Source organism: Cohnella caldifontis (assembly GCF_029360585.1).
GTDB lineage: Bacteria > Bacillota > Bacilli > Paenibacillales > Paenibacillaceae > Cohnella > Cohnella caldifontis.
On the sequence record NZ_JAQZSJ010000001.1, the window covers coordinates 300,198 to 322,393 of the forward strand.

At 57.8% G+C, this 22,196-nt stretch carries 20 protein-coding genes; 10 read left to right on the forward strand and 10 right to left on the reverse strand.

The window, feature by feature from the left end; all coding sequences use genetic code 11:
* The first annotated feature begins 139 nt into the window (after positions 1-139).
* From PTZ19_RS01515 to PTZ19_RS01530, 4 genes are all read left to right on the forward strand, one after another.
* Positions 140-1,291, forward strand: coding sequence for a COG1470 family protein (locus tag PTZ19_RS01515; RefSeq protein ID WP_276351854.1), 1,152 nt, complete (start codon positions 140-142; stop codon positions 1,289-1,291).
* Entirely contained in the window at positions 1,291-2,301 is a 1,011-nt protein-coding gene (locus PTZ19_RS01520) for an ABC transporter ATP-binding protein (protein ID WP_276351856.1), read from the forward strand. The genes PTZ19_RS01515 and PTZ19_RS01520 overlap by 1 nt, the downstream gene beginning before the upstream one ends.
* Complete coding sequence (locus tag PTZ19_RS01525) at positions 2,285-3,331, forward strand: ABC transporter permease (RefSeq protein WP_276351859.1); 1,047 nt, start codon at positions 2,285-2,287, stop codon at positions 3,329-3,331. The genes PTZ19_RS01520 and PTZ19_RS01525 overlap by 17 nt, the downstream gene beginning before the upstream one ends.
* Before the next feature lie 119 nt (positions 3,332-3,450).
* Positions 3,451-4,596, forward strand: coding sequence for an alpha-hydroxy-acid oxidizing protein (locus PTZ19_RS01530; RefSeq protein ID WP_276351861.1), 1,146 nt, complete (start codon positions 3,451-3,453; stop codon positions 4,594-4,596).
* Between the two features lie 148 nt (positions 4,597-4,744).
* Here PTZ19_RS01530 and PTZ19_RS01535 read toward each other — a convergent pair whose 3' ends face one another.
* From PTZ19_RS01535 to lpdA, 7 genes are all read right to left on the reverse strand, one after another.
* The gene (locus PTZ19_RS01535) at positions 4,745-5,881 is read right to left on the reverse strand and encodes a M20/M25/M40 family metallo-hydrolase (protein WP_276351863.1); all 1,137 of its coding nucleotides are present in this window, start codon (positions 5,879-5,881) and stop codon (positions 4,745-4,747) included.
* A 130-nt stretch (positions 5,882-6,011) separates the two neighbouring features.
* A complete protein-coding gene (gene lipB / locus PTZ19_RS01540) occupies positions 6,012-6,728 on the reverse strand; it encodes a lipoyl(octanoyl) transferase LipB (RefSeq protein WP_276351865.1) in 717 nt (238 codons plus the stop codon).
* 91 nt (positions 6,729-6,819) lie between these two features.
* Positions 6,820-7,371 carry a DUF1697 domain-containing protein gene (locus PTZ19_RS01545; protein WP_276351869.1) on the reverse strand — a complete coding sequence of 184 codons (552 nt, stop codon included), beginning with the start codon at positions 7,369-7,371 and terminating at the stop codon, positions 6,820-6,822.
* Between the two features lie 35 nt (positions 7,372-7,406).
* Complete coding sequence (locus tag PTZ19_RS01550; protein ID WP_422614962.1) at positions 7,407-8,744, reverse strand: dihydrolipoamide acetyltransferase family protein; 1,338 nt, start codon at positions 8,742-8,744, stop codon at positions 7,407-7,409.
* 60 nt (positions 8,745-8,804) lie between these two features.
* Complete coding sequence (locus PTZ19_RS01555; protein ID WP_276351875.1) at positions 8,805-9,791, reverse strand: alpha-ketoacid dehydrogenase subunit beta; 987 nt, start codon at positions 9,789-9,791, stop codon at positions 8,805-8,807.
* Between the two features lies 1 nt (position 9,792).
* Positions 9,793-10,818: a thiamine pyrophosphate-dependent dehydrogenase E1 component subunit alpha gene (locus PTZ19_RS01560; RefSeq protein ID WP_276351878.1), complete on the reverse strand. Its 1,026-nt coding sequence runs from the start codon at positions 10,816-10,818 to the stop codon at positions 9,793-9,795.
* A gap of 168 nt (positions 10,819-10,986) precedes the next feature.
* Positions 10,987-12,417, reverse strand: coding sequence for a dihydrolipoyl dehydrogenase (gene lpdA, locus PTZ19_RS01565; protein WP_276351880.1), 1,431 nt, complete (start codon positions 12,415-12,417; stop codon positions 10,987-10,989).
* Positions 12,418-12,597: 180 nt separating this feature from the next.
* Here lpdA and PTZ19_RS01570 point away from each other — a divergent pair, with 180 nt between their 5' ends.
* Positions 12,598-12,909, forward strand: coding sequence for a DUF2627 domain-containing protein (locus tag PTZ19_RS01570; protein WP_276351883.1), 312 nt, complete (start codon positions 12,598-12,600; stop codon positions 12,907-12,909).
* A 943-nt stretch (positions 12,910-13,852) separates the two neighbouring features.
* Here the strand turns inward: PTZ19_RS01570 and PTZ19_RS01575 are convergent.
* On the reverse strand, positions 13,853-15,052 hold the full coding sequence (locus PTZ19_RS01575) for a foldase protein PrsA (protein WP_276351886.1): 1,200 nt from the start codon (positions 15,050-15,052) through the stop codon (positions 13,853-13,855).
* A gap of 154 nt (positions 15,053-15,206) precedes the next feature.
* On the opposite strand from PTZ19_RS01575, the gene PTZ19_RS01580 reads away from it, so the two are divergent.
* The 3 genes from PTZ19_RS01580 to PTZ19_RS01590 are packed head-to-tail and all read left to right on the forward strand — an operon-like array spanning position 15,207 to position 18,692.
* Positions 15,207-16,535, forward strand: coding sequence for a spore germination protein (locus PTZ19_RS01580; protein ID WP_276351888.1), 1,329 nt, complete (start codon positions 15,207-15,209; stop codon positions 16,533-16,535).
* Entirely contained in the window at positions 16,528-17,613 is a 1,086-nt protein-coding gene (locus tag PTZ19_RS01585; RefSeq protein ID WP_276351891.1) for a GerAB/ArcD/ProY family transporter, read from the forward strand. Before PTZ19_RS01580 ends, PTZ19_RS01585 begins: the two co-directional genes overlap by 8 nt.
* On the forward strand, positions 17,610-18,692 hold the full coding sequence (locus PTZ19_RS01590) for a Ger(x)C family spore germination protein (RefSeq protein ID WP_276351894.1): 1,083 nt from the start codon (positions 17,610-17,612) through the stop codon (positions 18,690-18,692). The genes PTZ19_RS01585 and PTZ19_RS01590 overlap by 4 nt, the downstream gene beginning before the upstream one ends.
* Positions 18,693-18,729: 37 nt before the next feature.
* On the opposite strand, the gene PTZ19_RS01595 is transcribed toward PTZ19_RS01590, so the two are convergent.
* The gene (locus PTZ19_RS01595; RefSeq protein WP_276351897.1) at positions 18,730-19,179 is read right to left on the reverse strand and encodes an Hsp20/alpha crystallin family protein; all 450 of its coding nucleotides are present in this window, start codon (positions 19,177-19,179) and stop codon (positions 18,730-18,732) included.
* Between the two features lie 163 nt (positions 19,180-19,342).
* Here PTZ19_RS01595 and PTZ19_RS01600 point away from each other — a divergent pair, with 163 nt between their 5' ends.
* Together PTZ19_RS01600 and PTZ19_RS01605 are read left to right on the forward strand one after the other, a co-directional pair.
* The gene (locus tag PTZ19_RS01600) at positions 19,343-20,365 is read left to right on the forward strand and encodes a hypothetical protein (RefSeq protein WP_276351899.1); all 1,023 of its coding nucleotides are present in this window, start codon (positions 19,343-19,345) and stop codon (positions 20,363-20,365) included.
* A gap of 168 nt (positions 20,366-20,533) precedes the next feature.
* Positions 20,534-20,959, forward strand: a complete 426-nt coding sequence (locus tag PTZ19_RS01605; RefSeq protein ID WP_276351902.1) for a hypothetical protein — start codon at positions 20,534-20,536, stop codon at positions 20,957-20,959.
* Between the two features lie 404 nt (positions 20,960-21,363).
* On the opposite strand, the gene spo0A is transcribed toward PTZ19_RS01605, so the two are convergent.
* Positions 21,364-22,176 carry a sporulation transcription factor Spo0A gene (gene spo0A, locus PTZ19_RS01610; RefSeq protein ID WP_276351905.1) on the reverse strand — a complete coding sequence of 271 codons (813 nt, stop codon included), beginning with the start codon at positions 22,174-22,176 and terminating at the stop codon, positions 21,364-21,366.
* Positions 22,177-22,196: the final 20 nt, after the last annotated feature.

Sequence of the window (22,196 nt, forward strand, 5' to 3'; positions counted from 1 at the left end):
TCGTTAACGTACCGCGGCCGTTTTTTATCTGCCTTTAAGCTTCCTTTAAGCGAACTTTTAATTTTCGGCCTAAATCCGGCGGCCGCCTTCGTGCGTAGAGGAGGTGAAATCAAAATCGACTTGGGAGGGTCATCCGAACATGAAACGCTTTACCGGTTCCGTACGCTTGATCATGACGGCGCTGCTCTGCCTGCTGGCAGCGGCGTCGGCCGCGCCGGCATACGCCGCGGGCGGAGGCAAGGTTTACACCCCGTATACCGATTTGTCCGCGCCGCCCGGGGAGACGATCAACTATTCCGTAGACTTGATCAACGATTCCGCGGACATCCTGACGGCTGCCGTAGGGTTCAGCGCTCCTTCGGGGTGGACGTACGAGCTGACGGCCGGGGGAAACAACATCCGCCAGATCTCGGTCAAACCGAACGATACCCAGACGATGAACCTGACGCTTCACGTGCCGCTGGAGGTGGAAAAAGGCGACTACTCCTTCCAGCTCAGCGCGGGGGCTTTCGGCACGCTGCCGATCAAAGTGAACGTCTCGGAGAAAGGCTCCTACAAATCCGAGCTCACCGTCGATCAGCCCAACATGCAAGGTCATTCCGACTCCACGTTCACGTACAGCCTGTCGCTGAACAACCGCACCGCATCCAAGCAGACGTACGCGCTGACCGCGGAAGCGCCGTCCGGCTGGGACGGCAAATTCACGGTAGACGGCAACGGCGTAACCAGCGTGGACATCGATCCGGGCGCGTCCAAAACCGTTACGCTCAACCTGACGCCGGCGGAAAACGCGAAAGCCGACACCTATAAAGTCGCCGTCCACGCGGCGAGCGGCAGCTCGACCGCCGACGCGGAAGTGGAAGCCGTCATCACCGGGACATACGCCATGACGCTGTCCACTTCCGACGAAAGGCTCAGCGCGGACGTTACGGCCGGCCACGAACGCAAGCTGGAGCTGGTCGTGAAAAACACGGGCTCCGCGGACCTGACCGACATCAATCTGACCAGCACGCCGCCCGCGAACTGGGAGATCAGCTTCGAACCCAAAACGATCAACACGCTGAAGGCAGGCGAATCCAAGCCGGTCACGGCGACGATCAAAGCTTCCGGCAAAGCGCTGGCCGGCGACTACGTGGTCGGCCTGACGGCGCAGGCTTCCGAGAAATCCGCCGACGCCGCGATCCGCATGACCGTGAAATCCTCGGTCCTCTGGGGCTGGATCGGGGTGCTCATCATTCTGGCCGTCATCGCCGGCGTCTACGGCTTGTTCCGGAAATACGGGAGGCGGTAATGTTGTCCATCCAAGCGGATAACCCGGTGATCGAGCTCAAAAGCCTCGTCAAAAAATACGGAGATTTCACCGCGGTCGACTACTTGTCCCTGAACGTATACCCAGGGGAAATCTTCGGACTGCTCGGCCCGAACGGCGCCGGCAAAACGACGACGATCCTGATGATGCTGGGCCTCACGGAGCCGACCTCCGGTTCCGTTAAAGTGTGCGGAATCGACTCGACGCGCAATCCGATGCAGGTCAAACGCAAAGTCGGCTACATGCCCGACGACGTCGGGTTTTACGAGGACCGCTCGGCCTTCGACAACTTGATGTACACCTCCGGGCTGAACCGCATCCCGCCGAAGGAAGGCCGGGAGCGGGCGCTTCGGCTGCTCGAGCGGGTCGGCCTCGCCGAAGCCGCCCATAAGCGCGTCGGCACGTTCTCCCGCGGGATGCGGCAGCGGCTGGGGCTGGCGGACGTGCTGATCAAGCAGCCGGAAGTGATCATCCTCGACGAGCCGACGCTCGGCATCGACCCGGAGGGCGTGCGGGAGCTGCTCGCGCTGATCGAGGAACTCAGCCGCAAGGAAGGCCTGACCGTGCTCCTGTCCTCGCACCACCTGCACCAAGTGCAGCAAATCTGCGACCGCGTCGGCCTGTTCGTGCGCGGCAAGCTGATCGCCTCCGGCGACATCGATACGCTGTCCCGGCAACTGGACGGCGCTCCAGCCCACCGCATCGAGTTGGACGTCGCGACGGCGGCTGAACCGATCGAGGATTCGATCCGCGGCATGGAAGGCGTCTTGTCCGTCACCCGCAAAGAGACGGAACGCCTCGCCTCTTCCCAGGGGGAAGCCGCGCCGGTTACGCTCGTCGTCACTTCCCATTCGGACCTGACGGCCGAGCTGGCCGACTTCGTCGTCCGCCAAGGCGTCCGGATCCATGGCCTTCGTCCGCACCGCTACGGGCTGGACGACATTTATCACCGTTACTTCGAAGGAGGCGAAACCCGTGAGCGTATGGGCTGACAAATGGCGCGCCGCCATCGGCGGCAACCCGAGGCGGAAGGAAGCCGATTCCGCCGGCGTGACCGGCCGGAGTACCCCGCCCTTCTGGGTGATGGTGCAGAAGGAGTTCGGCGACCATATCCGCAGCTGGCGGTTCGTCATCCTGCTCGCCATCATCACCCTGGCCTGCGTCGGCTCGATCTACGCCGCGATCACGGCGCTGAAGGCCGGCGTATCCAGCACCGACGATCCGACGGATACCCGGTTCCTGTTCCTCAGCATGTTCACGGCATCGGACGGCAACTTGCCCAACTTCCTGACGTTCCTCTCGTTCCTGGCGCCGCTCATCGGCATCGCCATCGGCTTCGACTCGGTAAACTCCGAGCGGAACAAAGGAACGCTCAGCCGCGTGCTGTCCCAGCCGGTGCACCGGGACGACTTCCTGAACGCCAAGTTCGTCGCGGGCCTCTTGCTGATCGCCGTCGTCATTTTCTCCCTAGGCTTCCTCGTCATGGGGATGGGGCTGTTCACGATCGGCTACCCTCCGACGCCGGAGGAATTCGGCCGCGTCGTCGTCGTGCTGCTCATGACGACGGTGTACGTCGGCCTATGGCTGAACTTGTCATTGCTGTTCTCCGTCCGGTTCAAGCAAGCGGCCACTTCCGCCTTGTCCGGCATCGCGCTATGGATTTTCTTCCTGGTGTTCTACGGCATGATCCTGAACTTGATCGCGGGAGCGATCACGCCTTCGGATACGAGCGACGCGTCGTCGGTGATCCAGTATTCCAACACGATGCAATTCCTGTCCCGCATCTCGCCTTCGGAACTGTTCCAGGAAGCGGCCCAGACGCTGCTTTTGCCGGACACGCGGACGCTGAACCCGTTCGTGACGCAGGAGCAGGCGTATCTGGCCATCTCCGCGCCGCTGTCATTCGGGCAAAGCCTGCTGCTCGTGTGGCCGCACATCGTCGCCATGATCGCCGAAACGGCGGTTTGCTTCGCCGCCTCCTACGTGCTGTTCATGCGGCAGGAAGTGCGCTCGCGCTCCTGATTTCGCCATCAGGCCGACCAAGATTCCCTCCCCTCGCGCTGGGGAGGTTTCTTCATGCCGTTCGGCCGCATACTGCCGCATCCGAATCCCGCATATACTCCGTCAGGGGAGGGGATCGCGTGAACTACGGCGTGCGGGTCCAAAGCGCAAGGGGCGCCGAATGCGCGTCGGGTCGGGTTCCTGTCGTATCGTACTGGGAGTGGGAACGGATGGCCCGCCGTAAGCTGCCCCTATTCGCTTTCGATTACGTCGCGGGAGGCGCGGGCGGCGAAAGCACGATCCGGGCCAACCGCCGCTCCTTCGAACAATGGAAGATCGTTCCCCGGCTGATGAGCGGCGTTTCGGACCGGAAGCTGACCGTGGAGCTCTTCGGCCGAACGTACCCGTTCCCGATCGGATTGGCCCCGACCGCCAGCCAAGGGCTTTTTCACGGGATGGGAGAAGTCGCGACGGCCAAAGCCGCTGCCGCGTTAGGCATTCCTTTTATCCTTAGCACAAGCTCCTCGTATTCCATCGAGGAGGTAGCCTCCACGGGGGCTCCCCGATGGTTCCAGCTCTATCCGGGCAACGACCGCGATGTCATGTTCAGTCTGGTTTCGCGAGCCGAGAAAGCCGGTTATACCGCCATCGTCTTCACGCCGGACCGGCCCGAGATCGGTTGGAGGGAAAGAAATATCCGAAACTGCCTTTCCACATACATCGGCCCATACGCGTCAGGCAATTTGCGATCCGACCCGGTCGTGAGGAAGAAATACGGGGAACCGCTCGCGTCCCAGGCCGCCCTGGCCCTCATCACCAATCCGGGCGTTACCGCGGCCGACATGCAATTCGTCCGCTCGATCACCAGACTTCCGCTGCTGGTTAAAGGGGTGCTCCATCCCGAAGACGCGGAAACGTCGATTCGTTTCGGCGCGGACGGCCTCATCGTATCCAACCACGGGGGACGGCACGTCGACGGGGCGATCGCGGCGCTCGAGGCGCTTCCGTCCGTCGCCATGGCGGTCGGCAGCCGCGTTCCCGTACTGTTCGACAGCGGCATCCGGCATGGAGCGGATCTGTTTAAAGCGCTGGCGCTAGGCGCGAAAATGGCGTTTATCGGGAGGCCTTACGTGTACGGGTTGGCGGTGAGCGGCGAAATCGGGGTGCGAACGGTCGCGGAAAATTTGCTGGCCGATTTCGATCTGAACCTCGGAAATTCGGGAATCCGCTACGCAGCGCAGCTGCACAAGACGCACCTTGTTCGATCGGTCTGCGAAAGCCCGTGAGTCCGCCCTGGTCCGATTCGGATCCGCGGGTCGGGGAAGCAGCCGATCCCCGGCAGGCCGCGTGTACGGCATCGACCGTCCGAACCGCAAAAAAAGCCTCCGGTTCCGCTTAAACAAGCGGAATTCGGAGGCTTTCTCTCTCAATGGCTTACGCTTGCCGTTTCGCCGTTTCGGCGACGATGGCCAGCACGAGCTCGGCCACTTTCACGATGTCGTCGGCTTTGATGCGTTCGCTCGTCGTATGGATGTCTTCATACCCGACGGCCAGGTTGACGGTCGGCACGCCGTTGCCGTTGAACATGTTGGCGTCGCTGCCGCCGCCGGATTCGAATTGGCTCGGTTCGAGGCCGATCGCGCGGATCGCCGACTTGGCGATTTCCACGACTTCGTCGCCGTCGCCATAGCGGTACGCCGGATAAATCACGATATTCTGGAAGTCGACTTCGGCTCCGTGCTCGCGCGCCGCGCTCTCCGCCGCCTCCCGCATCTGCTCGACGACCTTCTCCATTTTGGCATGGTCGCGGCTCCGGGCTTCGGCGTAAATGGTCACTTTGTCCACGACGATGTTCACTTCGCCGCCGCCTTCGAAACGTCCGATATTGGCGGTCGTCTCATGGTCGATGCGGCCGAGCTTCATGCGGGATACCGCTTTGGAGGCGACCTGGATCGCGCTGATGCCGTCCTCCGGATTCACGCCGGCGTGGGCGGCTTTGCCCTTGATCGTGATGAACTGCCGGGAATTCGTCGGAGCGGCCACCGCGATCGAGCCGATCTCCCCGTTGGAGTCGAGCGCGTATCCGAATTTTGCCCGAAGCAAAGATCCGTCCATCGCGCGGGAGCCGATCAGTCCGGACTCTTCCCCGGCCGTGATGACGAACTGGATCGTGCCGTGCGGCAGGTTGTTCTCCTTCAGGACGCGGATCGCTTCGAAAATCGCGGCCAATCCGGCTTTATCGTCGCTGCCGAGAATCGTCGTCCCGTCGGAACGGATATAGCCGTCCGGATCCAGCCGCGGCTTGATGCCTTTGCCCGGGCTGACGGTATCCATATGGGAAGTGAACAGCAGGCCGGGCGCGTTCTCCGCTCCCGGAGTGGCCGGAAACCAGGCGAACAGATTTCCGGAACCGTGCCCCGTTTTCCCCGCCGTGTCATCCTCCGTCACCTCGAGCCCGAGGCCGCCGAACTTTTCCTTCAGTACCTTGCTGATTTCCTGCTCGTGTTTCGTTTCGCTGTCGATCTGCACCAATTCCATGAATTCCGCGATCAACCGTTCGCGCTGGACCATGAGCTTTCCTCCTTAGACCGCTTTCGTTACAATAGAAGATGGATAAGCTTAGACAGGAAAGGTGGAGCCGCCGTGAACAACCGCACGTTCAAAATCGTGATTTGGGTGACGCTTGCCGCCATGGTCTTTTCTACGATTCTGATGAGCGTAGGGGCGTTTCTGCAATAGACGGCCGCCGCGCCTCGTCCGGGAATCCGAACACCCGGCGAAAATGGGGAACGATACGGCGGCCGATATCTTCCGTCGTCAACGCGAGTCCGGTGAGCGCCTCCAGCGAGGTGACGCCGTACTCCGAGATGCCGCACGGGATAATGCCGCTGAAGCCTTCCTTCTCCACGCCCCGCTTGACGTTCAGGGCGAAGCCGTGGCTGGTGACGAATCCCCGCCTCGCGCGCGCCTTGTTGAACTTGACGCCGATCGCGGCGATTTTCTCGTCCCCGACCCATACGCCCGTATACGCCGGCTTGCGGCCGCCTTCCAGGCCGAATTCGCCCAGCAAGCCGATGATCGCTTCTTCCAAATCCCTTAAGTACTGATGGAGGTCCAATCCGACCGAGTCCAAATACAGCAGCGGATAACCGACGAGTTGTCCCGGTCCGTGGTAGGTAATGTCCCCTCCCCGGTCGATTTGGAAGACGGAAATCCCTTTTCGCTTCAGCTCCTCCGGTCCGAGCAGCAAGTGCTCGGGATGCCGGTCCGACCCGATCGTGTAGGTAGGCGGATGCTCCAGCAGCAGCAGCGTGTCGCCGCGCTCGCCCCGGTCGATTTCGCGTACGAGCCGTTTTTGCAAATCCCAAGCTTCCTCGTAGCCGATCCGCGACAACCATTCGACTTGCAGGGGGATCATTTCCGTCCCTCCTTTTTCCCGGATTTCCACTTTAAATTGTAACGCAACGAAAGCGCCGTCCGCAAACGGCGCTTCCATGCGCTCCGGCGATTCAGGGAAGCTTCGCTTCCGCCAGCTCCGCCAGCTTCGTCGTCGTATTCCAATTGCGCAAGGTGAGCGGAACCCCGAGCTTGCCCAGCTGCTCCGCCAGCTTCGAATCCCGCAGGCCGGCTCGAAAGGCGGCGAATACTTCGCGGTTCGAAAGCCGATACCCCTCGTTCTCGTTCACTCGGGCATCCAATTTCGCCAGCTTGTCCGCCGCCAGTCCCGCTTTTTTCATAAAGCCCACGTGCAGATGCAGCTCCTCGGGCGATCCTTCCGCCGCGAACGGGTTGGCGTCGATCGCCCCGCGCAGCTCCGCCGCCGTCCGGATCATGACGTCGACCGGAAAGCCGAAAACCTTCTCGATCTCCCGCTCGATCCGCTCTTCCAGCGCTTCGCCGCCGTCGTCGGAATCGGATTCGAAAATGACGTTGCCGCTGTTGATGTACGTGAGCACGCCTTGAAACCCCAGCGACTCGAACATCGATTTCAGCGCGGGCATGGGAACCTTCCGGTTGCCTCCGACGTTGATCCCGCGAAGCAGCGCGATGTAGACCGTCAAGCTTCCGCCTCCTCTAAGTCAAACACTCCGGCTGATCAATACAGCTTCGTATCCGGCCCGTAGCTTTCCAGGATTTCCTTGACCTTCTGATGGAAACGGCCGCAGATGATGCCGTCCAGGATTCGATGGTCGAACGACAGGCACAGGTTCACCATCGAACGGATGCCGATCATTTCGCCGATGACGACCGGTCGTTTGACGATCGTCTCCAGCGTGAGGATCGCCGCCTGGGGGTAGTTGATGATCGGGTAAGAGAGCACGGAACCGAAAGTGCCCGTATTGTTGACCGTAAACGTGCCGCCTTGCAAATCCGCGAGCTTCAGCTTGCCCTCCCTCGTCCGGCGGGCAAGATCGTGGATTTCGTGGGCGAGCCCGGTGATCGTCTTCTGGTCGGCGTTGCGGATGACCGGCGTGATGACGGATTCCTCGGAGCCGACCGCGATCGACAGGTTGATGTCCCGCTTGACGATGATTTTATCGACCGCCCAGACGGAGTTCATCAGCGGATATTCTTTGATCGCCCCGACGACCGCCTTGAGCAGGAACGGCATGAAAGTCAGGTTGATGCCTTCGTTTTTCTTGAAGTCGTCCTTCAGCGCTTTGCGAAGGTTCACGAGGTTGGTCAGGTCGACTTCAACCATCGTCCAGGCATGCGGAATCTCGTTGACGCTCTGGCGCATGTTCTTGGCGATCGTATTGCGGATCGGCGTGACGTCGATGGAATACTCGCGGCCGCCGGGCGCCGGGCTTCCTTCATCCACTTCGACTTCCGGGATGATGAGCGTCTCCGCGGCTTTCGCCGGCGTAAACGCGGGCGTCGGCGCGTAAGACAAGGCGGCCGGGGCCGGCGCGTGGACGGGTTCGGCGCCTCCACGGTTGCCCGATCCGATGGCGGCCAGCACGTCTTTGCGCGTGATCCGCCCGCCGAGTCCCGAACCCGCCACGCGGGCGAGATCCACGCCGTTCTCCGCGGCCAGCCTCTGCACCGCCGGGGAGAACCGGGAACGCATCGGCGCGTTCGGATCGAAGGCGACTGCCGGCATCGGAGCCGAAGCCGGCGAAGCTAGACCCGGCGCCCCGGCCGTCGCGGCGGGAACCGCGGCTTGCCGTTCTTCCTTCGCGCTCGGAGCGGTCGGTGCAGACGCGGCCGCCTCCTCCGTCTCGACCAAGCAGATCGCCGTGCCGACGTCCACGACTTCGCCTTCGCCTTTCAGGATTTTCACCAGCGTTCCCCGCACGGTCGAAGGCAGCTCCGCGTTTACTTTATCCGTAATAAGGTCGCAGATGGGCTCGTACATGTCCACCGTGTCGCCCGGCTGTTTGAGCCAACGGTCGATCGTGGCGTTCACGAGCGATTCCGCGAGCTGCGGCATCGTAATTTCCACCACTTGTTTCGCCAAGGTGTTCCCTCCCGCTCCAGACCGGACCGCGCATTAGAAACGCGCCAGCTCCAGCATGGCCGATTTCAATTTCTCTTTGTTCAGCAGAAAATGCTTCTCCCCCGGCGGGTTGATCGGCATCGCCGGCACGTCCGGCCCGCACAGCCGGCGAATCGGGGCGTCCAGGTCGTACAGAAGCTCTTCGGCGATGATCGCCGCGACTTCCGCGCCGACTCCCCCGGTTTTGTTATCCTCGTGCACGATCAGCACTTTGCCCGTCTTGGCCGCGGCTTCGAGAATGCCGGCGCGGTCGAGCGGCTGCAGCGTGCGCAAGTCCAGCACGTGCGCTTCCACGCCTTCCTCGCGCGAAAGCTCTTCCGCCGCCTGCATCGCGAAATGAAGGGGCATGCTGTACCCGATGACCGTGATGTCGCCGCCTTCGCGCATGACCTTGGATTTTCCGATCGGAACCGTGTAGTCTTCCTCCGGAACCTCATCCGCGACCAAACGATAGCATTTTTTGTTTTCGAAGAACAGCACCGGATCCGGATCGCGGATCGCCGCCTTCAGCAAGCCTTTGGCGTCGTAAGCGGTCGACGGGGCCACGATTTTGAGCCCGGGCGTGCCGAAAAACACCGACTCCGGACATTGGGAATGGTACAAGCCCCCGAATACGCCGCCGCCGATCGGAGCGCGGATGACGATCGGACAGCTCCAGTCGTTATTCGAACGGTAGCGGATTTTGGCCGCTTCGCTGATGATCTGGTTCGTGGCGGGAAACATGAAATCCGAATACTGCATCTCGGCGATCGGCTTCATGCCCGCCATCGCCGCCCCGATGGCGACGCCCGCGATGGCGGATTCCGCCAGCGGCGTGTCCAGCGCGCGGTCCTCCCCGAACTGCTGCTGGAGCCCTTTCGTCGTGCCGAAAACGCCGCCTTTAAGTCCGACGTCCTCCCCCATGACGAATACTTCGGGATCCCGCTCCATTTCTTCTTTCATCGCGAGCCGTATGGCTTCGATATATTCGATGACCGGCATCTCAGCGCGCCTCCCCTTCTTCGGCGTACACGTACCGGAACGAATCCTCCGGCGGTTGGAACGGCGCCTTCTCCGCGTACTCCGTCGCTTCGTCGATCATGGCCCGCAGTCTCCGCGTCAGCTCGTCCTCTTTCTCGTCGGACCATAGGCCCAGCTCGGTCAAATACCGGCGGTACACGGGGATGCCGTCTTTCGCCTTGTGGATTTCGACTTCTTCCTTCGTGCGGTAGGCCAAATCGTTGTCCGACGTCGAATGCGCCGTGACGCGGTACGTCATGATCTCGATCAGCGTCGGTCCTTCTCCCGCCGCGGCCCGTTCCCGCGCTTCCTTGACGACCCGGTACACCTCGAGCGGGTCGTTTCCGTCCACCCGATAACCCGGGAAGCCGTAACCGATCGCCCGATCGGCGATCTTTCCGGCGGATTGCTTGGAGAACGGAACCGAAATCGCGTATTGGTTGTTCTGGCACACGAAAACCACGGGAAGCTTTTGCACGCCCGCGAAATTCAAACCCTCGTGGAAATCGCCTTGGTTGCTGGAGCCTTCGCCGAACGACACGATGGAGACGGCGTCTTCCCCGCGCATTTTGGCGGCCAGGGCGAACCCGACGGCATGGGGAACCTGCGTCGTGACCGGGCTGGAGCCCGTGACGATGCGCAGCCTGCGGCAGCCGAAGTGCCCGGGCATTTGGCGGCCGGCGCTGTTGGGATCCTCCGCTTTGGCGAAAATCGACAGCATGAGCTCCTTGACGGTCATGCCGACGGACAGCACGAGCGCGTAGTCGCGGTAATAAGGAAGAAACCAGTCCCGCTCGCGGTCCATGGCGAACGCCATGGCCGTCTGCGACGGCTCCTGCGTGATTCCGGATATGTGGAAATTGATTTTCCCCGCCCGCTGCAGCAGCTGCCCGCGTTCGTCGTACATTCTGGCAAGCTTCATGATTTCGTACATGGCAACGGCCTTTTCGTCGGAAATGCCGAGTGCGGCGTGTCGGCTGTTCTGGCGTACGGTTCCCGTCTGGGTCATGGCGCGTCCCTCCCGGCTTTGATTTCGGTCCTTGTATTATAACCTGGTCTTAATACTTGAAGTTAATTCACATTATACTCTTCCTTGCCACAAAAAGAAACGCCCAACCGGCGCCGAAGAGGTCGTCTTCTCCCGATTGGGCCCGCGAAATGCCGCTGAGCGAAACGTTTAAGCGTGTCCGGCCGTCCCGTCCAGGCCCAGCATCGTCTCCTGCATGATTTCCGACAGCGTCGGATGGGGATGGATCGCGCGGCCGATTTCCCAAGGCACCGCGTCCAGCAGCTTCGCCAGAGAAGCTTCGGCGATCAGCTCGGTCGCATGCGCCCCGACCAAATGCACGCCGAGCAGATCTCCCGTGGCGGCGTCGGCCACCGCTTTGGCGAAGCCTTCGGCTTCCCCGTACACCAAAGCCTTGCCCAGCACCCGCAGCGGGATTTTGGCCGTCTTTACTTTCAGGCCGCTGGCGGCGGCAGCTTCTTCCGTCCAGCCGATCGAGGCGGCCTCCGGCCGCGAATAGATGCAGCGGGGAATGTCCCGGTCGGGACAACGCAGCGGATGCCCGCCGGTCAGATGCTCGACCGCGACCGCCGCCTCGTGCATCGCCGCGTGGGCCAGCTGAACCCCGCCGATGACGTCGCCGATGGCGTAAATGTGCGGCTCCCCGGTTTGTAAAGTCGCGGGGTTGACGGCAATGAAGGGGCCGGCCGTTTTCACGTCCGTATTTTCGAGCCCGATGCCTTCCACGTTGCCTTGGCGGCCGACCGATACGAGCATGCGTTCCGCGGACAAAGCGACGGTCTCTCCCCGCACTTCCGCTTGCAGCGAGACTTGGCCGTTCTCCGACCGGCAGCTCGAAGCGTTCAGCTTCGCCCCGGCCAGCACGCGGACGCCCCGTTTGCCGAGCGCCCGGGCGATCTCGGCGGATACGTCTTTATCTTCTCCGGGCAGCAGCCGTTCCGCCGTTTCCAATACGGTGACTTCCGTGCCGAAGTCGGCCAGCATCGACGCCCATTCGACGCCGATCACGCCGCCCCCGACGATCAGGATGGAAGCCGGGCGTTCGGTCCACGCGAGCGCCTCGTCGCTCGTCGCCACCGTTTTGCCGTCGTAAGGCAGCCCTTCCAGTTTCCGAGGGCGGGAACCCGTGGCAATGACGACATTGCGCGGGACGACCGTTTCCGATTCCCCGTCCGCCAGCTCCACCGCGATCGCTCCGCTGCGGGGCGAAAAGATGGACGGACCGATGATGCGGCCGCTCCCATGGATCACCTGGATTTTATGCTGCTTCATCAGTGCCTGCACCCCGCGGTGCAGCTGTTCGACGATGCCGTCCTTCCGCGCGAGGACCGCCGTCCAATCCACCGTTGCTTCTCCGCTTGCGATTCGGATGCCATAGGATGATGACTGTTTTAACGTCGTGAATACTTCCGCGCTTCTCAGCAGCGCTTTGCTGGGGATGCAGCCCCGGTGAAGGCACGTTCCGCCCAGCTTGTCCCGCTCGATCAGCACGACGCTGCGCCCGGCTTGCGCCGCGCGAACCGCCGCCGTGTAACCTCCCGGTCCGCCGCCAAGTACGGCGACGTCGGTTTCGATTGGCATAAGGGTCCCTCCGCCGTCTTGTTTCTTCCATCGCCCGGAAGCCGGGCATATGCTTTTCCTATTGTACCTGTTTTTAACCACGGGAACAAAGAGGCGGTTCGATATTCGACATAAAGCGATTTCATGGACAGAAAGGTAGGAACAAGGTATGATAGAAGGGATGAAAGGAGGGCCTTGGAAATGAAACTCGTCCTTTCGCGGTTGATCGCCATCCTGTTATTGGTAATTCCCGGCCTGGGCGCCGCTTATGGATTTTTGCTGATGAAAGACGCATTGTTCACCTATTTCGCGGATATGGGGAAATTAGGCCCCCAAAACCCCGATTTCGAATGGCTCCATTTCTTGGCCGGATTTTTTCTGTTCTTGATCGGCGTGAGCTTCATCGGAGGATGGATCTTCTTCCGGGACAAGAAACACAACTATTTGTCGTCCCGCTTCCGGCCGAAGCGGCCTCGGCCGCCGCGCCGCGAAGGCGCGGAAGAAAGCAAATAGGCGGAATAACCGCTGCCAGCTCGGAAACTCCCTCCTCGTAGAGGGATTTTTTGATGCGTTGATTCGATTTCAATTGCATTCCCTTTGCCAATGCGTCAAAGGAACGTTGGTCTGTCGGGAATTTGGGATCGGAGCTTGACCGGCAGCTGGGGGAGTTGGGCAACTTTCATTCTTAACGCCTGGCTTTTTATCCCTGCTGGGCTAGATTTAAGAAACTTTCTTTCTTATCTCCTGGCAATAACCCGCTGATGGGTTTCAGTTAAGAAACTTTCTTTCTTATCTCCTGGCAATAACCCGCTGATGGGTTTCAGTTAAGAAACTTTCTGTCTGATCTCCTGGCAATAACCCGCTGATGGGTTTCAGTTAAGAAACTTTCTGTCTGATCTCCTGGCAATAACCCGCTGATGGGTTTCAGTTAAGAAACTTTCTGTCTGATCTCCTGGCAATAACCCGCTGATGGGTTTCAGTTAAGAAACTTTCTGTCTGATCTCCTGGCAATAACCCGCTGATGGGTTTCAGTTAAGAAACTTTCTTTCTTATCTCCTGGCAATAACCCGCTGATGGGCTTCAATTAAGAAACTTTCTTTCTTATCTCCTGGCAATAACCCGCTGATGGGCTTCAGTTAAGACACTTTCTTTCTTATCTCCTGGCTATAACCCGCTGATGGGCTTCAGTTAAGACACTTTCTTTCTTATCTCCTGGCTATAACCCGCTGATGGGCTTCAGTTAAGAAACTTTCTTTCTTATCTCCTGGCAATAACCCGCTGATGGGCATCAATTAAGAAACTTTCTTTCTTATCTCCCGGCAATAACCCGCTGATGGGCTTCAGTTAAGAAACTTTCTTTCTTATCTCCTGGCATTCCCAGTCGCAGCGACTTCCGCAACGCAACAAAGAGCCGCACCGATCCGACGAGCGGATGGATGCGGCTCTTTTTCTATCCTTATTGGCCGGACGCAGACGCGGACGGAGATGCCGAAGCCGACGGAGTCGCCGTTTCCGGTGCCGTCGTCGCTTGGGACGCCGGGTTCAGCAAGTTGGCGAAGTGGTACTCTTCTTTCTTAGCCGTGAGCCAATCGCCGATCTTGCTTTGGATTTCCTGGTCCAGATAGTCGTTTTTGACTTGTTGCTTCACGGTATCGAAGGCGGGGGTCACCGCCGGCTTCTTATCCGTTACTTTGATGATATGGAATCCGTTCGGGGATTCCACGACGCCGCTGAGCTCGCCGACGTTCAGCTTGAAGGCGGCGGTTTCGAACTCTTCGTTCATGTCGCCTTTGCCGAAATAATTCAAGTCCCCGCCCTGGTCCTTGGAGCCCGGGTCGATCGATTTTTCCTTCGCCAGCTTCGCGAAATCGGCGCCGTTCTTGAGTTCGGCCAGCACCGCTTCCGCTTCCGCTTTCGTCTGAAGCAAAATATGCGAAGCGCGGATTTGTTCCGCCGTGCCGTAATTGGACTTGTTGTCTTCGTAGAACTTTTTCAGTTGATCGTCGGTCGGCTTGATCTGCGGCTCGAAAATTTTGCGCAGCTTGACCGAAATCGCGATCTGTTCCTTCAGTCCGTCCATTGACATGCCTTGCATCTGCAACGCCGAGTTGAATTCGTCGTCGCTGGCGAAATTTTTCTTGTATTTCGCGATTTCCGCGTCGATGTCGGCGTCGTTTACCGTGATCCCCTGCTTGTCCGCTTCGATGTCGAGCATCTTCAGGATCATCAGGTTGTCCAGCGCGGATGCGGCTTGTCCTTCGGCCATTTGCTTCACCATGTCGTCATAGAGGTCGACCTTGGTGAACGTGGCGCCGTCCATCCGGCCGACGACTTCGTTCGGGGTGCCCCCGGCCGCTTCGCTGTTGTCGCGGATCAATACGAAGATCAATGCGGCGACCGCCAGCAAGGCGACGGCAATCCACGGCCAAGGAGCCTGTTTTTTCACGGATGCCGCTGAAGCCGCGTTCGCAGAAGCGGATTCCGCCGCTGCCGCGACCGTATCTTCAGCGGATTCCTCCGTTGCGGCCACCGTATTTTCGGCGGATATCTCCGCACCCGGCGCCCCCGCGGCATCCACGGTCGTCTCGCGCCGCTCTGACGGTTCCGTTTGCGCGCCTTGGTCCGGATTCCCGTTCCGGTTCTCGTTCTCGTTCATGTAAAGATGATTCCCCCTTCGGTTAATGAGCGTAACTTCACCACTATAACACGTTTCGAAAATAAAACATTAAACCAAGATGAAATCCGGGGATCTTGAATACCGGAACCCGTTCGGGAAATACTGGGAAATCGACGCGAAAGGAGCGACGGGCATGGACCTATTGGCTTTTTTGAAAACCAGGCAGGAACAGGATGCGGATCTGTTCCTCCATCGGATGTTCGTGGCGGATCAATCGGTCGTTTTGGCCGGTTTCAAGTCCCTGATCGATTTGCCGCAAACGATGATGCTGCTCCAGCAGCAGGCCCGGAACACCGTCGCTTCGGAACGTCCGTTGTTCGCGCTCGAGAGCGGGATCGGCACCTGTATCCGGGATGCGGATGAACGGAGAGTGATGGAAGCGATTTCCGAAGGCGATTTGATCCTGCTGCCCGAATCGGTCCCGCTCTGCATCCGGATCGTACCGGTCAATCGGACGCTTACCCGTGCCATCGAGGCGCCGACGACCGAAAGCGTGCTGCGCGGACCGATTAGCGCCTTCAACGAAGACCTGGACACGAATCTCGGAATTCTGAAAAAACTCGTCGTGTCCCCCCGGCTTCGGACACGATCCTTCTGGATGGGGAGCGACGTGCGAAGGCATGCGGTTCTCGTCTATATGGAAGGCCGAATCGACCCTGCCCTGCTGACGGCGATCACGCAGAAGATCGAATCGAACCAAGAGACGGACGTTCCCGATTTAATGGCGCTCACCCGACTGCTCGGATTCCCCAAATGGACGCTGGTCACCCGTTACAATACGACCGAACTGCCGCAGAATGCCGCCTCCGCGCTCAGCAAGGGCAAAGCGGTTTTATTGCTCGACCGGTTTCCGTTTGCCATCGTGCTGCCCAGTCTTCTGCTGGACATGTTTTTCGCGGACAACGACATGAATTTCCCTTTGTTTTACGCGGTATCCTTTCGGTTCCTGCGGATGGTCGGGGTTTTGACGAACGTTTTGCTGCCCGGTTTGTACGTCGCGCTCGTATCGGTCAATCCTGAGGTTCTCCGGATCGAGATCGCGTTGTCCATCGCCGGCAGCCGCTCGGAAGTCCCTTATCCGGCCCTGGTGGAAACGCTGCTACTTCTGCTCATTCTGGAATTGACGCTGGAAGCCAGCATTCGGCTCCCGAAAACGATCGGACCTACCATCACGATGGTGGGCGGCATCATTCTCGGACAAGCCGTCGTGGAAGCGAAATTGGTCAGCAATATCCTGATCATCATTTTAGCCGCGACGACCATCGCCAATTTCGCCGTCATCGGATTCCATAATGCGACGACCGTGCGCCTGGGCAAGTATTTGATCCTGTTCCTATCTGCGGTCTACGGCCTTATGGGATTATTCGTCGGCACGGTGGTGCTCTGCGCGTACATCGCCAAGGTGAGCACCTTCGGAATTCCGTACGTATACCGGTGGAGAGCAAGGGATCGAAATGGATAAAAGTTCGCAGGTTATCGCCATGTATCTCCTCGTGCATATCGGACTGATTTTTTTCACGTATCCGGCGGACGTCATCGCCAGCCTTTCCGTCGGCCATTGGAGCGCGATCCTGCTTGGATTCGCGTGCCATTTCACCTTGCTTGGAATATACACGAAAGGATTAAGCCGCTTCGCGTCCCAGAACCTGATCGATATTTTTCGGGGAACGGGTAAAGCGTTTGCCGTCGTTTTGCTGTTTCCGGTTATGGCGTATCTCTTTATGACCATGGTCGTCACGGTTCGCGTTTACGCGGAAATCATTACGGTGGTTTTCATTGGCAATACGCCGATATGGAGCGTGATGCTCCTCGTGGTTGCGGTTTGCGCCCTGATTTCCTCTTTTGGCGTCGAATCCCTGTTCAGAACGGGTGTTCTCGTCGCGATCCTCTTTTTGCCCCTTCTTCTTGCGGTTTTTATCCTGTCCTTCCAAAACGCGGACTGGCGCTATCTTTTACCTCTGATCGATGAGCGGTCCGCTTCCTTCTCGTACGTTTTTAGGCGGCCTTACTTGCTAAGCCAGTTCGCTTTCGCGGGCGGGTTCGTCTTTTTGGGGTTCATCCCGTCCTATATCCCTTACGAAAGGCGCAAAGTCGTCCGGGCAAGCTTTTTGCTGCTGCCCCTGTTTCTGATCTCCGTCTATATCCCGCTGCTGACGTTCGGAGAAGACACGGCCGCCCGATTCCAATTTCCGTTTATCATGGCGGTGGATACCGTGGATGTCAGCTGGCTGATGTTCGACCGGGTGACGGTCTTTTTCATGATCAGCCTGATTTGCTTTGTATTGCTTTATTTATCGTTAGCCATGTGGAAAACGGTACTGCTGCTGCGGAGCGGCATTCCGCTCATCCGTCCGGTTCAGGCGAATGCGTCATTGGCGGCGGTTTTGTATATCGTTTGCGCGCTCATCCCCGATTGGGAATCCGTTGAACGGTTGTTAGGATGGAATTTGTTTTTGCTCGCGTACGTCACCATGGTGATACCATTGGTTACGTTTTTGCTGGGCTTGCGCCGAGAACGAATGGGAGCGGCCCGGCCATGATCCGGAACCTTATGTATCGGATTCCGTTGCTCTTGATTACGGTTTCGGCGGCGGTGACGTTAAGCGGTTGCTGGAATATCAAAGACATCAATCATCGCTCTTTGCCCGTTATAATGGGATTGCAGCATAAAAACGGCGTGTTCCAAGTGTGGCTGCTGCTGCCCGAGGCTTCGGAAGGCCGGTCGAACGTGAGGGTCGTGAGCGATGCGGGGAAAACGATCGAAGGAACGATCGACCGCATCGGCAAAAACATGGAGACGCGGGTCGATTTGCTGCATTTGAAAGTCATCGTTTTCGGGCAGGCTCTCGCGGAGAAAGGGCTGGGCGACACCGTTTCCGGCTTCATGCGAGCCCGCGATATTCCGGCCAAAACGCTCGCGGCGATCTGCGACGGAGAACTCGAGCCGCTTTTCGATCGCTTGAAATCCTCTACGTCGAACAACGGGATAGAAGCTTACAACTATTTCGAGAAAAACGCCGGTTGGACTCCTCAAGTGGCGCAAACGAGAATTTGGCAAATATACAGAAGCCTTCATTCCTACACGAGGGACGTGGCCATTCCCATCATCAAGCCTGGCCGAACGACCACCCTGGAAAGCACCGGCTCTGCCGTCATCAAAAACGGAAGGATGGTCGCGCGGATAACGCCGGACGAAACGTTGCTGTACAATTTGTTTAACGGACAAGGGGCGCAAGGCAGAATCGAGGTCATGGATCATGCGGCCGTTCAAATTTTGACGGACAGAATGACTCATCAAAGCGCTTTGAAGGAAGGGAAAGCCGTACTGAACAGCCGGCTGCACCTGAAAGTCACCGTTTTGGAAACGATAAGTTCCCCTACATCGGATAGGATCCGGCAAGAGCTGAACGAACTGTTGACCACGCGGTTTCAACGGATGTTCCGGGAGCTGCAGCGCGAAGAGGCCGACATTCTAGGGGTGGGCCAATTTTTCCGGGCTCGAATGTCAAGGGAAGATCTTCGGGATTGGAGATCGGATCACTATCCGCATTTGCTAATAAACTTCCGGGTCGATTCGATCATCGAAAACGTAGGACTGCTGAATACGATGGGACCGTAAAAGCAAGCCGGCCGAAAATTCCTGCTGGCTTGAACCGTCAATGGAACTGAACGTCGATGCGTTGCTTCGAATCGCCCTTCTTCTTCGGCATCCGGACTTCCAGCACCCCGTTTTTGTACGTCGCCGTCACGCCTTCGGCCGAAACCGCGGTCGGCAAGGCGACGGAGCGGTGAAAACGGCCGAAAAACCGCTCCTGGCGATGTATATTCTCTTCCTTCACTTCGTTCACGCGGTTTAACGTCCCGCTGATCGAAAGCACGTTGTCGCCGACGTCGATGTTCACGTCTTCCTTCTTTTCCAGACCCGGGATCTCGCAAGCGGCGACCACTTCGTTTTCCGTTTCGTAGACGTCGACGCTGATTCTGCCCAAACCCATTTCGCGGGACAAGCCGGCGGGCAGCATCGGCCAATCGCGGGAGAAAAACGAGTCCAAATCGCGTCTCATGTTCTCAAAATGGCGAAACGGTTCGTAAGGAACGAGCGGCATCGATTCCCCTCCTTTCAGTAGGTTCCGGAAAATAATCTTCCCGAAAAATAGCCCGTTATTCGCATGTACGGAGGAACGTCGTTTAGCGGGAAACTTTCATGCGGGGAACTACGTCAAATTAGGAAGAGGTGATCGAATGAGACGCCAATGGATGTTATCGCTTATGTGTTTGATATTGCTGTGCGCGGGATGCGCGTCATCCCCGGAGTCGTCGAAGCCGGAACCGGGCACGCCTTCCGTGACGTCGGACCAGGCCGCCGAAGCCGAACCTCGCCCGCTCCAATCCGTTTTCGACGGTGCCCAAGCCATTCCGTCGGACCTGCTGGCCAGCGAAAAGACGCTGCCGCCGGATTTCGACCGAATCGCCTTTACCCGACCGACCGTCCCCCATTACGAGTATGTCGTGTCCCGAGCCGACGATGAACAGGGAATGAAGCGGTTATGGAGCGATTTCGGACTCGCCACGAAAGTCCCGACGGTCGATTTCGAGCATAAGCGGGTGTACTTTATCGGAGTGCGTGAATCCGGCACGTGTCCCTATCGGTTGGCCGGCCCGAGCTTGAGCCCGGAAGGTACGTCATTAATCTTCGGGTTGACGGGAGCGGAGGGCGTCTGTACGGCGGACGCAACCCCGCGGACGTTCGTCGTCGCCGCGGATCATTCCGACGTCGAAGACGTGACGGAGGCGGTCCTCGCGGAAGGGGAGACCGTGACTTCGGTGCCGATCCGACGCTGGTCCAGCGAATATTCCTTGCAGATCGGGGACGGTTATTTGGCGCTCCGCGACGGAGGCGATCGAGCGGACGCCATGCTCGGCGCCCTTGCTTCGCGTCAGGTCGAGAAGCTGGAAAACGCGGATACCTATACCGGATCGTGGATCGAAAGACGGACCTACGACGGCTTGAAAATGGAACTGTTTTCGCCCAAACAAGACGGGAAAACGTTCTGGATCATGACCATGGAAGTATCCAAGAAAGGATATCCGACTTCGAAAGGCATCGAAATCGGCGATACTTTAGAGCAATTGAAGAAGGCTTACCCGGGCATCGAAATGGCCAATGACGGAAGAACCGACCCAATCAACGCCGCGTACGAGATACACGATCGCGATAGGTTTAACTTTCTTTCCTTCGAGATCGTAGACGGGACCGTGACGGGAATCAAAATATACAATTTGCTGCCTTGAAATTCCGATTCAACTCACCGTACATTGTGTTCCGCTTTGTGATGTGAAGATTCGGTTCTGTTTATTTAGTGGCAGCCTTTCAACTATTTTTAGTCGTTCTTAAAATTGGGGTATTATAATGGATCGATCGAAGATGAATACCCATTTGATTGAGGTGGATAGAGAATTATGTCAAAGGACAACATTCGAAATGATCAAGTAAAAATTATTTGTGCAGAAGATTGTGGAAACGCACCAAAAAAAGAACTGCTTAGATCATTTAACGTTGCCTTTGTTTGCAATGATGTCGGCTTTATCACGGAGACCATTACGGAAAATATCAAATGGAACTTTATCGGTAACAGTGTATTACAAGGTAAGGATGAAGTTTTCAAAATGCTTGAAAAACTGATTCACAAAAAGCCAACCGAGTTAGTTGTTAGCAATATAATAACGCATGGATATTCTGGTTCTTTAAATGGCATCTTAAATCTCGAAAACAATATAAGCTACGCTTTCTGTAATGTATATCGTTTCAACAGCAGCTTAAACAACACAAAAATCAAGGAAGTTAATTCCTATATCATTGACATTTCAAAATTAAACGAGAAGTGATTGCTAAATCACCGTTGCAGCTCTACCCCTGCCCTAACCCCTGCATCTTAAATACAGAGATCGTTATATCACATGCGCATACCTATTCCCGACTACAACGTCGACAGTTGTGGTGCTAACTTTTCCTTCAGGTAAAGCCCAAACAATTTTAAAGTCCGCTCATAACTTGCCAACGTCTTTTGCAAGGTTCCGACTTGTACAATAGAGCATGAAATTGTCTAACTGAACCTCAAAATTGCGTTATAAAAATACCACTCCCTCATTGAGTTTTGGCAACCCAATAAAGCAGTGGTATTTATACAAGTGACTTATGGTTGTTTATCGCCTTAATTTTGCGATTGAAAAAGACAATTCACAAAATTAGTCGGCTTCCCACAACCCAAAATCCTTTACGTTTCCTACTTTCACGAAACCTTATGCTCGATGCGCAGCTTGTCGGCGACCATCGCGATGAACTCGCTGTTGGTCGGCTTCGACTTCGCGATGTTGATCGTGTAGCCGAACAGATGGCTGATGGAATCGATGTTGCCGCGCGTCCAGGCGACTTCGATCGCATGGCGGATGGCCCGTTCGACGCGGGACGGCGTCGTTTTGAATTTCTCGGCGATCGCCGGGTACAGCGTCTTCGTGATCGCGCCGAGGATCTCGATGTTGTTGTACACCATCGTGATCGCTTCCCGGAGATATTGATAGCCTTTAATATGCGCCGGGACGCCGATCTCATGAATGATGCTCGTGATATTGGCGTCGAGATTCTTCGGCTTGCCGATCGGCACGATATTGGAACGGACGACATTGGCGGATGCGGCGCCTGGAGTGACGGATACGGGAGATGCCGCTCCGGCGAGCTGGCGGATGCGGTTCGCCAGCACGTCCATATCGAAAGGCTTCAATATGTAGTACGAAGCTCCCAATTGTACCGCGCGCTGCGTGATGCTTTCTTGGCCGAACGCCGTCAGCATGATGATTTTGGGCATCGGGGACAGGTTCATGTCCCGAAGCTTCTCCAGTACGCCCAACCCGTCGAGATGCGGCATGATGATGTCGAGAATCATCACGTCCGGCACCCTCCGGGTTTCCTCCAGCTGACGGATCACCTCTTCGCCGTTATACGCGACTCCAATGACCGTCATATCATCCTGTTCTTGAATGTACTCGGACAATAAATTCGTGAATTCTCGGTTGTCGTCCGCAAGAAAAACTTCGATCCGCTGCAATGTCTGGTCCTCCCTTTCTC